Source organism: Streptomyces tibetensis, assembly GCF_040647715.1.
Classification (GTDB): Bacteria; Actinomycetota; Actinomycetes; order Streptomycetales; family Streptomycetaceae; genus Streptomyces; species Streptomyces tibetensis_A.
Genome location: NZ_JBEZCR010000004.1, coordinates 134,249 through 148,052, shown reverse-complemented (window position 1 = coordinate 148,052; position 13,804 = coordinate 134,249). Strand labels below are relative to the sequence as shown.

General features: G+C 71.0%; 9 protein-coding genes and 1 pseudogene. 6 read left to right on the top strand and 4 right to left on the bottom strand.

Going from position 1 to position 13,804, the window contains the following annotated elements:
- The 4 genes and pseudogenes from AB0B29_RS12300 to AB0B29_RS12285 all read right to left on the bottom strand — a co-directional run.
- A pseudogene (locus tag AB0B29_RS12300) lies at positions 1-114 on the bottom strand (alpha-L-fucosidase); the annotation flags it as partial.
- Positions 115-119: 5 nt separating this feature from the next.
- A complete protein-coding gene (locus AB0B29_RS12295) occupies positions 120-3,161 on the bottom strand; it encodes an alpha-mannosidase (protein WP_362237584.1) in 3,042 nt (1,013 codons plus the stop codon).
- A 55-nt stretch (positions 3,162-3,216) separates the two neighbouring features.
- Positions 3,217-4,557 carry a 6-phospho-beta-glucosidase gene (locus AB0B29_RS12290; RefSeq protein WP_362237581.1) on the bottom strand — a complete coding sequence of 447 codons (1,341 nt, stop codon included), beginning with the start codon at positions 4,555-4,557 and terminating at the stop codon, positions 3,217-3,219.
- Positions 4,554-5,318 carry a DeoR/GlpR family DNA-binding transcription regulator gene (locus tag AB0B29_RS12285; protein ID WP_362237578.1) on the bottom strand — a complete coding sequence of 255 codons (765 nt, stop codon included), beginning with the start codon at positions 5,316-5,318 and terminating at the stop codon, positions 4,554-4,556. The genes AB0B29_RS12290 and AB0B29_RS12285 overlap by 4 nt, the downstream gene beginning before the upstream one ends.
- 150 nt (positions 5,319-5,468) lie before the next feature.
- Between AB0B29_RS12285 and AB0B29_RS12280 the strand changes: the two genes are divergently transcribed.
- From AB0B29_RS12280 to AB0B29_RS12255, 6 genes are all read left to right on the top strand, one after another.
- Positions 5,469-6,521: a carbohydrate kinase family protein gene (locus AB0B29_RS12280; RefSeq protein WP_362237576.1), complete on the top strand. Its 1,053-nt coding sequence runs from the start codon at positions 5,469-5,471 to the stop codon at positions 6,519-6,521.
- A 44-nt stretch (positions 6,522-6,565) separates the two neighbouring features.
- Positions 6,566-7,843 carry an extracellular solute-binding protein gene (locus AB0B29_RS12275; RefSeq protein WP_362237573.1) on the top strand — a complete coding sequence of 426 codons (1,278 nt, stop codon included), beginning with the start codon at positions 6,566-6,568 and terminating at the stop codon, positions 7,841-7,843.
- 126 nt (positions 7,844-7,969) lie between these two features.
- Entirely contained in the window at positions 7,970-8,854 is an 885-nt protein-coding gene (locus AB0B29_RS12270) for a carbohydrate ABC transporter permease (RefSeq protein WP_362238666.1), read from the top strand.
- 5 nt (positions 8,855-8,859) lie between these two features.
- Complete coding sequence (locus AB0B29_RS12265) at positions 8,860-9,699, top strand: carbohydrate ABC transporter permease (protein WP_436845846.1); 840 nt, start codon at positions 8,860-8,862, stop codon at positions 9,697-9,699.
- A gap of 139 nt (positions 9,700-9,838) precedes the next feature.
- A complete protein-coding gene (locus AB0B29_RS12260; protein WP_362237568.1) occupies positions 9,839-10,825 on the top strand; it encodes an ectonucleotide pyrophosphatase/phosphodiesterase in 987 nt (328 codons plus the stop codon).
- The gene (locus tag AB0B29_RS12255; protein ID WP_362237565.1) at positions 10,822-13,755 is read left to right on the top strand and encodes a glycoside hydrolase family 2 TIM barrel-domain containing protein; all 2,934 of its coding nucleotides are present in this window, start codon (positions 10,822-10,824) and stop codon (positions 13,753-13,755) included. Before AB0B29_RS12260 ends, AB0B29_RS12255 begins: the two co-directional genes overlap by 4 nt.
- Positions 13,756-13,804: the final 49 nt, after the last annotated feature.

The following is a 13,804-nucleotide window of genomic DNA, read 5'->3' as shown; positions in this document are numbered from 1 at the left end:
GTCCCACAGGGCGACCCCGTCGTGGTGCCGGCTGGTCAGGACGGCGTACCTGGCGCCGGCCCGCGCGAAGAGCCTCGCCCGATCGCGCGGGGCGTCACGGGCGGCCGTGAACCGTGGAGTCAGCCCCTGCGCAGGCGCAAGGTCAGGATCTGGAAGGGCCGCAGCGTGAGGGCGACGGCCCCGTCGGTGATCTCCGTGTCCTCCAGCGGACGTTCCAGCAGGTCGGTGATCTGGGCGCCGGCGAGCGGGAACCCGGTGCGCAGGGCGCCGGTGGCGCGGCCGCCGCGGGACTCGTAGAGCCGGACGACGACATCGCCGGAGGTGTCGTCGGCGAGCTTGACGGCCTCCACGGTGATGCCCTCGCCCTCGGCGGAGACCACCGGGGCGGGGGCGCCGACCGCGTCGGCCACCCGCAGCGGCAGGTTGAGGGCGTAGCCCTCGGCGACGGCGTCCTCGATGGTCGCGCCGGGCAGCAGGGCGTAGGTGAAGCGGTGGCGGCCCTGGTCGGCCTCGGGGTCGGGGATGCGCGGGGCGCGGACCAGGGAGAGGCGGACGGTGGTCGTGGTGCCGCCGTCCTCGCGGACCGTGCGGGAGACGTCGTGGCCGTAGGTCGAGTCGTTGAGGACGGCGACGCCGTAGCCGGGCTCGCCGAGGTGCACCCAGCGATGGCCGGAGACCTCGAAGCGGGCCGACTCCCAGGTGGTGTTGGTGTGGGTGGGCCGCTGGATGTGGCCGAACTGGATCTCGGCGGAGGAGTGCGGGGCGCGGATGTCGACCGGGAAGGCAGCCTTGAGGATCTTCTCGGTCTCGTGCCAGTCGATGTCCGTCTCGATGTCGATGCGAGGGCTGCCGGCGCGGACGGTGATCGTCTGGGTGATCGTGGAGCCCTTGCCGAAGGACCGCTCGACACGGATCGCGCCGACCAGCGGGTCCTGCTCGACGACCGTGACGGACGAGACGTCGAGGAGGTCGGTGTAGCGGTTCTTGTAGTGCTTGTCGATGTCCCAGGCGTCCCAGTAGTTGGGCAGATCGGTGTGCAGACGGAGCAGGTTGCCGGGCTCTGCGAGCACCTCGCGGCCGGCGCGCAGGTCGCGGACGGAGGACAGGGTGCCGTCCGCGGCCACCTCCACCCGGACCACGCCGTTGTCGAGGACCAGGCCGTCCACCGTCACCGGCTGCGGCGGCGCGGTGTCGGCCAGGGGCGCGGAGCCGCTCGCGGGCACTTCCACGTAGACCGGTGCGCCGTCGGCGGTGCGGACCACTTCGGCGCGGTCGTATGGACTGGTGTTGAAGACGCGCGTCTCGCCGGTGCCCAGCGCGGCCACCGCCTCGGCGGTCAGCGCGTGCAGCTCCCGCGCGACGCGGGCGTACTCGGCCTCGGCCTCGCGGTGCACCCAGGCGATGGAGGAGCCGGGCAGGATGTCGTGGAACTGGTGCAGCAGCACCGTCTTCCAGAGCCGGTCCAGCTTCTCGTGCGGGTAGGTGTAGCCCGGCGCGTGCAGGGCGGCCGTGGTCGCCCAGAGTTCGGCCTCGCGCAGGAGGTGCTCGGAGCGGCGGTTGCCCTGCTTGGTGCGGGCCTGGGAGGTGTAGGTGGCGCGGTGCAGCTCCAGGTAGAGCTCGCCGACCCAGACGGGTGCGTCCGAGTACTCCGCGCGGGCCTTGGCGAAGAACTCGTCGGGGTGCTCGACGACGACCTTCGCGGAGCCTTCCAGGTCCGCCAGCCGGCGGGCGCGTTCCATGATCTCGCGGGTGGGGCCGCCACCGCCGTCGCCCCAGCCGAAGGGGGCCAGGGAGCGGGAGGCGCCGCCCTTCTCGGCGTAGTTGCGGACCGCGCGGCACATCTCCTCGCCGCTGAAGCGGGCGTTGTAGGTGTCGACCGGCGGGAAGTGGGTGAAGATCCGGGTGCCGTCGATGCCCTCCCACCAGAAGGTGTGGTGGGGGAAGGTGTTGGTCTGGTTCCAGGAGATCTTCTGGGTGAGGAACCACTCGTTGCCGGCGAGCTTGGCGAGCTGCGGGTAGGCCGCGTTGTAGCCGAAGGAGTCCGGCAGCCACACGCCCTTGGTCTCGATGCCGAAGTGCTCGATGAAGAACCGCTTGCCGTGCACGAACTGGCGGGCGACGGCCTCGCCGCCGGGCAGGTTGCCGTCGGACTCGACCCACATGCCGCCGACCGGCGCCCACTGGCCGTTCTTGACCGACTCCTGGATGCGGGCCCACACCTTGGGGTAGTTGTCGCGCACCCATTCGTACTGCTGGGCCTGGGAGCAGGCGAAGATGAAGTCGTCGTACTCGTCGGCGAGCGAGGTGACGTTCGAGAAGGTGCGGGAGGTCTTGCGCTTGGTCTCGCGGATCGGCCAGAGCCAGGCGGAGTCGATGTGGGCGTGACCGACGCCGGAGATGGTGTGCGCGCTGGCGTGGGCGGGCTTGGACAGGGCGGGCTTCAGCGCTTCGCGCACCGCGGCGGCCGAGCCGGAGACGTCGTCCAGGTCGAGGAGATCCATCGCCCGGTCGAGGGCGTGCGCGATCTCGTGCCGGCGTGGGTCGTGCTCGCCGAGCTCCAGCATCAGCTCGCGCAGCACCTGCACGTCGAGGTCGAGGTGCCAGACCTCCTCGTCGAGGATCGCGATGTCGGCGCTGCGGAAGGTGTAGAGGGGCTTGTCGCCCGCGGTGAGCTTGTCGCCGAGCCAGGTGATCTTGGAGAAGTTGTCGGCGAGGATGTCCGGGTTGGAGGCGGCCTCGACCAGGTAGTCGACCGTCTCGCCACCCTGCGCGGGGTTGGCGATCGCCACGTACTGGTTGAGCGGGTTGACGGCCTTCAGGGGGGTGCCGTCGGTGAGATGGACGAGGGCCTCGGCCTGGTTGCCGGGCCAGTCGCCGACGAAGCCGAGGTCGATGACGGCCTCGACGCGCCGTCCCGCCCACTCGGCGGGGACCTGTCCGCGCATGCGGAACCAGGTGGTGCCCCAGGGCGGGCCCCACGGGGTGCCCATCGTGAACGGCTCGTACGGGGCGGCGGCGGCCTCCTCGAACGGGACCGGCTCCCCCGGGGCCTGCCAGGCCTCCACCTCGAAGGGGACGGTGGCCGCGTAGATCGCGGACTTGATGCGCTGGTCGTGAAGGCGCTGCACGCGCTCCTCGATGCGGCGGCTTTCGTCGTGCATGGGATGTCTCCAGGAAGCGGGGAAGAGCGGGGGGAAAGCGCTTACCTCTCGGCGCTCACCTAAGGTACGCCAGCCCGGGGTGGACCTCGGTATAGCCCTCCACCAGCCTGCGGGCCACGTTGACGGAGTCGACGAGCGGGTGCAGGGCGAAGGCCTTGACGGCGGTCGTGCGGGAGCCGGAGTCGGCGGCGGCGAGCACCTCGCGCTCGACGGCCTTGACCGCGCAGACCAGGCCCGTGGCGTGGCCGGGCAGCGGGTCCACGGTGACGGGGTGGGCGCCGTTGGCGTCGACGAGGCAGGGCACCTCGATGACGGCGTCGGTGTCGAGAGCCGACAGCGTGCGCTGGTTGCGGACGTTGAGGATCAGGGTGGTGCGCTCATCCCGGGCGATCGCCCGCATCAGCGCGAGGGCCACCTTCTCGTAACCGCCGGACAGGTCGTCCTCGTCGCGCTCGCCGGCGCCGGCGGTCTCGCGGTTCTCGGCCATGTACGTGGCCTCGCGCTCGGCGCGGGTGCGGTCCCAGACCGTGAGGGCGGGGGCGTCCGGCTTGGCCATCTCGGCGTAGAAGCGGGCCTGCTGGTCGTGCAGGAAGGCGCCGCGGGTCTTCTCGGCCTGCTGGTAGGCGCGGACGGCCTCGCGGTTGAAGTAGTAGTAGTGCAGGTATTCGTTGGGGATCGCGCCGAGGGAGCGCAGCCAGTCGGCGCCGAAGAGCTTGCCCTCCTCGAACGAGCCGAGCAGGTCGGGGTCGGCGAGCAGGCGCGGGAGCTCGTCGCGGCCGGCGACGCGCAGGCCGCGCACCCAGCCGAGGTGGTTGAGGCCGACGTAGTCGATCCACGCCTCCGCCGGGTTCTTCACGCCGAGCACCCGGGCGATACGGCGGCCGAGACCGACCGGGGAGTCGCAGATGCCGATGACGCGGTCACCGAGGTGGCGGGACATGGCCTCGGTGACCAGTCCGGCCGGGTTGGTGAAGTTGATGACCCAGGCGTCGGGGGCGAGCCGGGCCACCCGCCGTGCGATGTCGACGGCGACCGGGACCGTCCGCAGGCCGTAGGCGATGCCGCCCGCGCCCACCGTCTCCTGGCCCAGCACTCCTTCGGCCAGGGCCACGCGTTCGTCGTTCGCCCGTCCCTCCAGACCGCCGACGCGGATCGCGGAGAACACGAAGTCGGCACCGCGCAGGGCGTCGTCGAGGTCGGTGGTGGCGCTCACCTCGGGGGCGTCGGGGACGCCGGCCGCCTGTTCGGCGAGGACCCGTGTCACCGCCGACAGCCGTCCGGCGTCCAGGTCGTGCAGGACGACCTGGGTCACCCGGCCCTCGGCGTGGTCCTGGAGGAGCGCCCCGTACACCAGCGGCACGCGGAATCCGCCACCGCCCAGAATCGTCAGCTTCACGCTTGCACCTTTCCCGCCACGACCACCTCGACGCCCGCCTCCTGGAAGGAGGCACGCGTCGCCGCGTCGACCGGCTCGTTCGTCACCACCGCGTCCAGGTCCTCGGGACCGCAGACCTTCGCCATCCCGTGCCCGGGGAACTTCGCCGCGTCGGCGAGCAGCACCACCTTCTCGCCGGCCTTGATCATGGCCCGTTTGACCGGCACCTCCACGACCGTCGTGTCCATGACCTGCCCGCCGGGCCGCACCCCGCTGGTACCGAGGAAGAGCCAGTCGGCGTGCAGCTGGCGCAGGTTGTCCTCGGTGAGGAAGCCGACCAGGGAGCGGTACTCGCGGCGGACCATGCCGCCGAGCAGCACCAGCTCGATGCCCTCGTCGTCGGCGAGTTCCTCGTAGACCACCAGGTTGCTGGTGATCACGGTGAGCCGGCGGCCGTGCAGCTGCCGGGCCAGCCGGTAGGCCGTCGTCCCGATGTCCAGCAGCACCGACTGACCGTCCCTGACCATCGCGGCGGCGCGTTCGGCTATGGCGTCCTTCTCGGTGACGCGCACCTCGGCGACCTCGGCGAAGGGCTGGTCGCCCTCCTCCACGACGGCGCCGCCGTGCACGCGGGTGAGCAGTCCGTCTTCTTCCAGTTTGACCAGGTCACGCCGGATTGTGGCAGGGCTCACGCCCAGCTGCTCCGAGAGGTCGGTCACGGACGCGGGACCACCGGACCGCAGGGCCCGCAGGATGAGTTGGTGTCGTCGTTCAGCCAGCACGGCGTGCACATTACTCGTCATCTTCAATCATCGCCATGCTTATTTCTGCTCAGGTATTGACCAATCTCGGCCGAGCGGCGCACGATTCCGCTCACCGAAATGAAGAGTTTTGACGATCTCCGTCGAAGCCGTGAGCGAGAGGACACATCCGTGGACGACGACCGGCCCGATGTGCTGCTGACCGGGCTGCTCTTCTACGACCTCGTCCTCACGGGTCTCGGCAAGCCGCCCACCCCGGGCGAGGAGATCTGGACCGGGGGCATGGGCTGTGGGCCGGGCGGCATCGCGAACCTCGCCGTGGCCGCCTCCCGCTTCGGCCTGCGCACCTGTCTGGCCACGGTGTTCGGCGACGACTTCTACGGCGAGCACTGCCGGGACGTCCTGTGCGACCAGGAAGGCGTCGACCTCTCGCTCTCGCGCACGGCCGGCGGCTGGCCGACCCCGGTCACCGTCTCCGTCGCTTACGGCCACGACCGGGCCCTGCTCACCCACGGCCAGGAGCCGCCCTACTCGCAGGACGCGCTGATGGGCGACCCGCCCGACGCGCGGACCGCCCTGGTCCACCTCGAGGCCCGGCCGCGCGAGTGGCTCGCCAAGGCCGCCGCGAACGGCACGCAGATCTACGCCGACGTCGGCTGGGACCCCACCCAGGAGTGGCCGACCGCCCTCCTGGAGCAGCTTTCCCTGTGCCACGCCTTCCTCCCGAACGAGACCGAGGCGATGGCCTACACCCGCACCGACAGCGCACTGGCCGCGCTCGGCACGCTCTCGGAGCTCGTGCCGGTCGCCGTGGTGACCCGGGGCGGGGACGGCGCCATCGCCGTCGACCAGATCACCGGCGAGTACGCCGAGGTGCCGGCCCTGGACACCGACGTCCTGGACGCGACGGGCGCCGGCGACGTCTTCGGCGCGAGCTTCGTCGCGGCCTCCCTCGGCGGCTGGCCGCTCGCGGAGCGGCTGCGCTTCGCGGTGCTCGCGGCGGGGCTGTCCGTCCGGCACCACGGCGGCGCCCTCGCGGCCCCCGGCTGGTACGGCGTCGCACGCTGGTGGCGCTCCCTGAGCGACCCGGAACTGCGACGCGCCTACGGCTTCCTGGCCGACCGCGTCCCCGCCGACCCCGGGCCGCCCGTGCACCACGCCCCCGTCACCCCGCCCGCCCCTCATCCCCCCGTGGGTCCGCGCGCCTGCGAAGGGCCGCTCTGACCCTCCCCCCTCTCCACGTCGAACAGGAACAACAGGAGTGACCCGTGGACCTTTCTCGTAGAGGCTTCCTCCAGGCAGCCGCGCTCACGGCGGCCGCCTCCGGTCTGACCGTCGCCTGCGGCGGCGGCTCCGGCTCGGCCGGCAGCAAGAACGGCAAGAACCTCACCTTGTGGTACTGGGGAGGCGCGCTCAGCGACAAGGTGGTCGCCGAGGCAAAGTCGCACTTCAGCGGCCAGGTGAAGCTGACCGCCGCCTCCATCGGCGGCGACTTCAAGCAGAAGCTGACCACCACCCTCGCGGCGGGCGCCTCCGTGCCCGACATCACCGGCATCAAGGGCGAGGACATGGCGTCCTTCCTGCCCAACGCGGGCCGCTTCCTCGATCTGAACGACCTGGGCTTCAAGAAGATCTCGTCCCAGTACCTGGACTGGAAGACCAAGCTCGCCCGCACCGAGGACGGCAAGCAGATCGGCTTCCCGATCGACATAGGCCCGACCGCCCTCTTCTACCGAGCGGACCTGTTCGACAAGGCCGGACTGCCCACCGACCCGGACAAGGTCGCCGCCCGGGCCGGAACCTGGGAGGAGTACTTCGCGCTCGGCACCGAGCTGCGCAAGAAGGTGCCGGGCACCTACCTGGTCAACAACATCGGCTCGGTGTTCACCATGGCGGTCGGACAGGGCACCGAGCGGTTCATCGACAAGGACAACCACTTCATCGGCGACCAGGACCACATCCGCAAGGCGTGGACCACGGCGGTCCGCCCCTACACCCTCGGCCTCGACGCCAAGATCAACGACAACACCTGGAACGCCGCCGTCGGCAAGACCCTGACCACCGAACTCGGTGCCGCCTGGCACGCCCTGGACATCGAGCAGGCGGCCCCGAAGACCAAGGGCAAGTGGCGGGTCTGCGCGATGCCCGGCGGACCGGCCAACCAGGGCGGCTCCTACCTGGCCCTGCCCAAGCAGTGCCGGAACCCCGAAGAGGCGTTCAAGATCATCAGCTGGATCCTCAGCCCGGAGAACGACGCCCGCGGCTTCACCGACGCCGCCATCTTCCCCGCCGCACCGGCGGCCTACTCCATGCCGGCCATGACGGGCGGTGACCCGTTCTTCGGCGGGCAGAAGATCATCGAGGTCTTCGGTCCGGCTGCCAAGGCCATCCCGGCCAGTTACGAGGCACCCGCCGACGCCGCCGTCATGGCGCCTTTCATGACCGAGCTGTCCAGCATCGAGGCCAAGGGCAAGAAGCCCGACGACGCCTGGAAGGACGCGGTCGGTCAGGCCAAGCAGATCGCCCGGCGACAGGGGGTGAGCTGAGCGATGGCCTCCCCTCCGGTCACCGGGTCCGCCGCGGTGCCCCGGCACCACGGCGGACCCGGCCCGGCCCGCTTCCGCCCGCGGCGCACCCCGCCCGCGGACACCGTGCGGCCAGGGCGCCGCGGGGTGCTGTCGCACTGGCGGCAGTACCTGGCGATCTCGCCCTTCTTCCTGATCTTCGGCGTCTTCTCGTTCTTCCCGGTCTTCTACTCGCTCTACCTCTCCTTCCAGCGCTGGGACGGCCTGGGCACCGTGCAGTTCGTGGGGCTGCAGCAGTTCCGGTTCCTCTGGGACGACCCGGTCTTCTGGCTGTCGATCCGCAACACCCTGGTGATCTGGGTGCTGTCCACCGTCCCGACCCTGTTCGGCGCCCTGGTGCTGGCGACGCTGCTGCATTCGGTGCGCCGCTTCAAGGGCTTCTACCGCATCGCCCTGTACATCCCGAACGTCACCTCGATCGTCGCCGTGTCGATCTTCTTCGGCGCGGTGTTCAGCAACAACTTCGGCCTGGTCAACGCGATTCTGGGCACGGTCGGCATCCCACCCGTCCCGTGGCTGAGCAATCCGTGGCTGATCAAGCTGGTCATCGCGCTGCTGATGACCTGGATGTGGACCGGCTACAACATGATCATCTACCTGGCCGGTCTCCAGGCCATCCCCACCCAGATCTACGAGGCGGCCAAGCTGGACGGGGCCGGACCGGTCCGCACGTTCTTCCGGATCACCGTGCCCATCATGCGGCCCATCATCCTGTTCACCGTCGTCATCTCGACCATCAACGGCCTGCAGAGCTTCAGCGAACCCCAGGTCCTGTTCGGCAGCAACGCCGCCAACCCCAACCTCGGCGGCCCCGGCCAGGCGGGCCTGACCACGCTCCTGTACTTCTACCAGTCGGCCTTCGTGAACAACGACTACGGCTACGGCGCGGCCATCGTGTGGGCCTTCTTCGTACTGATCATGGTGCTGGTCGTCATCAACTGGCGTGTCGTCCAGCGCGGGAGGAAGTCATGACCGCAATGGCCCCGAGGCGGTCCCGGCGCCCCAAGGGCCTGACCGCGCACATCGTCCTCGCCCTGGCCGTCCTGATCTCGGTGTTCCCGTTCGTGTGGACGATCGTCATGGCGACGAACACCACCGAGGACATCTACAAGAGCCCTCCCAAGCTGACCTTCGGATCCCACCTGCTGGAGAACATCCGGCACGTGCTCGACACCATCGACTTCTTCGGGTCGATGCTGAACACGCTCGTCGTCGCCTGCGTCACCACCGTCCTGGTCCTGTTCGTCGACTCCCTGGCGGCGTTCGTCTTCGCCAAGTTCGACTTCCCCGGCCGCAGGGCGCTGTTCGCCATGCTGGTGGGATTCATGATGCTGCCGCTCCAGCTGGCCGTCCTGCCGCAGTTCATCCTCATGTCCGACATCGGCTGGGTCGGCACGCTCAAGGCCCTGGTCCTGCCCGCCCTCGCCAACGCCTTCGGCATCTTCTGGCTGCGCCAGTACATCGAGAACGGCGTGCCGGACGAACTGCTCGACGCCGCGCGCATCGACGGCGCGGGATTCTTCCGCCAGTACTGGAACATCGTGCTGCCGATGATCAGGCCCGCCCTGTCCTTCCTCGCCATCTACGCCTTCGTCGGCGCCTGGAACGACTACATCTGGCCACTGATCGTCCTCAACGACCCGGGGCACCTCACCCTCCAAGTGGCGCTGGCCCAGCTCCACGTCGGCCACACCACCGACTACAGCATGGTCATGGCCGGTGTGCTCATGGCGTCCGTGCCCCTGGTCGTGGTCTTCACGCTCTTCGCCCGCGGCTTCATCGCGGGCGCGACGGAGGGGGCGGTACAGGGCAGTTGACACGTTCCAGGACCCACGCCCCTTCGGGGTGCGCCCCGGAAGGGGCGCGGGGAACTGCGCGACCGGCCACGTCGGACGTGCAGCCAAGAACCGGCAGCCGGTCCCGAGCTCGTAGTGGTCGCACCAGGGAGGCACCCCCGTGACGGACGTCAACGCCGAGGCCCGACGCCCCAAGGTACTCGTCGTCGGCATGGACGGCCTGCGCTACGACCGGCTGACCCGCTCACCCGCCAACGCCCCGGTCCTGCACGCCCTGATGGCCCACGGCACCGTCGGCACGAGCCTGCTGCCCTACGGCCGATCCGACGACGAGACCTCGTCCGGCGCGGCCTACACCGACTCCGGCCCCGGCTGGTCGAGCATCCTCACGGGGGTGTGGCCCGAGCGCCACGGCGTCACCGGCAACGACTTCAGGGGCGCCGACTACGCCCGCCACCCCGACTTCCTGACCCGCGCCGCCACCGCCCGCCCCGGTCTGCGCACGGCGGCCGCGGTGTCCTGGCCGGCCCTGGTCCGCCGGGGCACCCTCGGTCGGGCCATCGGCCGACGGGTGCGGTACAACGGCGAATTCCGGGGTTACGAGAAGGCGGACCGCCGCGTCGCCCGCACCGCCCTGCGCTGGCTCACCACGTCCGACCCGGACGTCATGTTCGTGTACTTCGGCGCCACCGACGAGGCCGGTCACGCCACCGGCCCCCTCTCCCCCGCCTACGACCGGGCCCTCCTCGCGCAGGACACCCACCTCGGGCACCTGCTGGACGCGATCGAGGCCCGGGCGTCGGTTCCCGGACGCGCCCGGGAGCGCTGGACCGTGCTGATCACCACCGACCACGGTCATCTCGACTCCGGTGGCCACGGTGGCGACTCGCGCGCCGAACGGGAGGTCTTCGTCATCCTCGCCGAGCCCGACAGCCCCGGAGGCTTCCGGCTCACCGAACCCGGCGGGCCCGCAGGCACCCCGCCCGACGCGCCCCGCGGGCGCGTCGGCACCCGGCTCGACGAGCCCCGCCTCGTCGACATCGCCCCGACCGTCCTGGACCGTCTCGGCATCCCCGTCGACCCCGCCTGGGGACTGCAGGGCCGCGTCCTGCCCCGCCCCACCGCACCGACTTCGGAATGGTCATGACCGACGAACGCCCCGATCCCCTGATCGCCCTGCGTCCCTGGGAAGCACCCGAGGTGACCTCCTGGGGCCGGCTGCCGATGAACGCCGTCGACCGGCGCCCCGGAGCCGTCCTTCTCGACGGCGACTGGCGCTTCCAGCTGCTGCCCGCGCCCGACGCCCCGCTCGGGGAGGTCTGGTCGTCGTCGTGCGTCCCCGGTGTCTGGACCGTGCAGGGCACGGACGATCTGCCGCGCTACCTGAACGTCCGCATGCCGTTCGCCGAGTTCCCACCGCACGTGCCCGTCACCAACCCGACCGGAGTGTACGAGCGTCCCGTGGATGTCCCCGCCGAGTGGGCCGGGCGGCGGATCATGCTTCAGGTCGGAGCCGCCGAGAGCGTGCTGCTGGTCCATGTGGACGGGCGGCCCGTCGGGATCTCCAAGGACTCGCACCTGGCCGCCGAGTTCGACCTGACGGACCTGGTGCGCCCCGGGGAGCGGGCCACCGTGCGCCTGACCGTGGTGAAGTGGTCGGACGCCTCGCACATCGAGGACCAGGACCAGTGGTGGCACGGCGGGATCACCCGCTCGGTGCTGCTGTACGCCGTCGACCCGCTGCACCTCGCGGACGTGACCGTGCGGGCCCGGCGGGACGGCGACCTGCTGGTGGACTGCCGGGTGCGGGACACGGGCGGGGCGCTGTCCGAGGGCTGGTACGTCAGCGGGGAGCTGGAAGGGCACCTGCTCACGCAGGACGCGGAGTTCGACCGCGCCAACGCCGAGGACGAGCGGGTCTCCGGCTTCCTCGGCGAGGCCCGGCTGCGCACCGTCGTACCTCAGGTGCGCACCTGGAACGCCGAGACGCCCGAACTGTACGGCCTGACCGTCCGCCTGCACCGGGCCGACGGCACGGTCACCGACACCTCCCGGCACCGGGTCGGCTTCCGGGACGTGGCGGTCAGCGGCCGGGACCTGCTGGTCAACGGTGAGCGCGTGTTCATCCGGGGCGTCAACCGGCACGACTTCCACCCGCTGACCGGCCGGACGGTGACGTACGACGCCATGCGCGCGGACCTCGTCCTGCTGAAACGCTTCGGCTTCAACGCGATCCGCACCGCGCACTACCCGAACGACCCGGCCCTGTACGACCTCGCCGACGAGCTCGGGTTCTACGTCGTCGACGAGGCGGACATCGAGTCCCACGACCACGCCCACGAGATCGCCGACGACCCGCGCTACCTGAACGCCTTCGTGGACCGTGTCTCACGGATGGTGCTGCGGGACAAGAACCACCCGTCCGTCATCGTCTGGTCGCTGGGCAACGAGTCCGACTACGGCGCCAACCACGACGCGGCGGCGGGCTGGGTGCGCCGCCACGACCCGACCCGGCCGGTGCAGTACGAGGGGGCCGCCAAGCGCGGCTGGGCCGATCCGGACGTGGCCTCCGACATCGCCTGCCCGATGTACGCCCCGCTGGAGGAATGCCTCGCGCACGCCCTGTCCGGCACGCAGACCAAGCCGCTGATCCAGTGCGAGTACTCGCACGCCATGGGCAACAGCAACGGCACGCTGGCGGACCATTGGGCGGCCATCGAGACCACCCCGGGTCTTCAGGGCGGGTTCATCTGGGAGTTCTGGGACCACGGCATCCTCCAGCGTGTGAACGACGGCAGACCGGCCGGGCGTGGGGGCGCCGGGCTGTATGACAACGGTGTCGCCGCGCCCGGGTATCGCTGGGCCTACGGCGGCGACTTCGGTGAGACCGACCACGACGGCGCCTTCATCGCCGACGGCGTCGTCTTCCCCGACCGCACTCCCAAACCGGTGATGTTCGAGCACCGGGAGATCGCCGCGCCGGTGCGCATCGATTCCCTCGGGCACGAGGGCGTGGTCCTGGGCAACCACCAGCACTTCCGGGGCCTGGACTGGCTGTCCGGCGAGTGGGAGCTGTCCCTCGCCGACGGCACGGTCCTGACGGCTCCGGCCGAGCTGCCTGCTCCGGGCCCGGGCGAGACGGCCGCGGTGCCGCTGCCGTTCGACCTGCCGGAGGACGGTGGCGAGGCATGGCTGACGCTGCGCGTCACGACGGCCCGGGACGAGCCGTGGGCGCCGCGGGGCACGGTCGTGTGCCTGCCGCAGGTGCGGTTGCGGGCGGCCCTCCCGGTCGAGCACACCCCTGTCCCGGACCGGCCGGTGGAGGTCGACGAGGACGGGCTGCTGGTCCATCCGCTGCTGACGGCCGCGCCCACACTGTCGCTGTGGCGGGCGCCGACCGACAACGACGAACTGGGCGGCATGGCGGCCCGCTGGCGGGACTGGGGGCTGGACGCGCCCGCCCGCGAGGTCGTCTCCGTGCGGCGCGAACCCGGGCGGGTGGCCGTGGTGTCCGACTACCTGTGCGCGGGCGGGACCGTCCGGCACGAGCAGGTGCTGACGGCCGTGGCGGACGGGCTGCTCGTCGAGGAGTGCGCCGAGCTGCCCGAGGCGCTGTACGACGTGGCCCGGGTGGGGACCGTGTTCGAGACGGCCGCCGGACCGGATCTCCTTCAGTGGTTCGGGCAGGGTCCCTGGGAGTCGTATCCGGACCGGGCCGGGGGTGCGCCGGTCGGCCACCACCGCCTCCCGGTGGACGACTTGTTCACGCCGTATCTGCGGCCCCAGGAGAGCGGCGGACGGCACGGAGTGAGGCGGTTCACGCTGTCCGCGCCCGACGCCACCGGTCTCGCGGTGCGGCTGGACCGGGCCCGCCAGGTCTCCGTGACCCGGCATCGCGCCGCCGATCTCGCCGCCGTCGCGCACCATGACGAACTGGTGCCGCGGGCCGGGTGCGTGGTGCACATCGACGCGGCGCACCGCGGGCTGGGCACGGCCTCCTGCGGGCCCGACACCTTCGCCTCCCACCTCGTCGGGACGGGCGTCCATCGCTGGAGCTGGACGCTGCGCGTTCTCTGAAGTCCCTCACTCCTCGGTCACCCACGTCTCAGTCACCCACGTCTCAGTC

Bases quoted from the DNA above. Each gene is read 5' to 3' on its own strand.
- AB0B29_RS12255 (WP_362237565.1), top strand. From the start codon at position 10,822: ATGACCGACGAACGCCCCGATCCCCTGATCGCCCTGCGTCCCTGGGAA.
- AB0B29_RS12295 (WP_362237584.1), bottom strand. From the start codon at position 3,161: ATGCACGACGAAAGCCGCCGCATCGAGGAGCGCGTGCAGCGCCTTCAC.
- AB0B29_RS12265 (WP_436845846.1), top strand. From the start codon at position 8,860: ATGGCCCCGAGGCGGTCCCGGCGCCCCAAGGGCCTGACCGCGCACATC.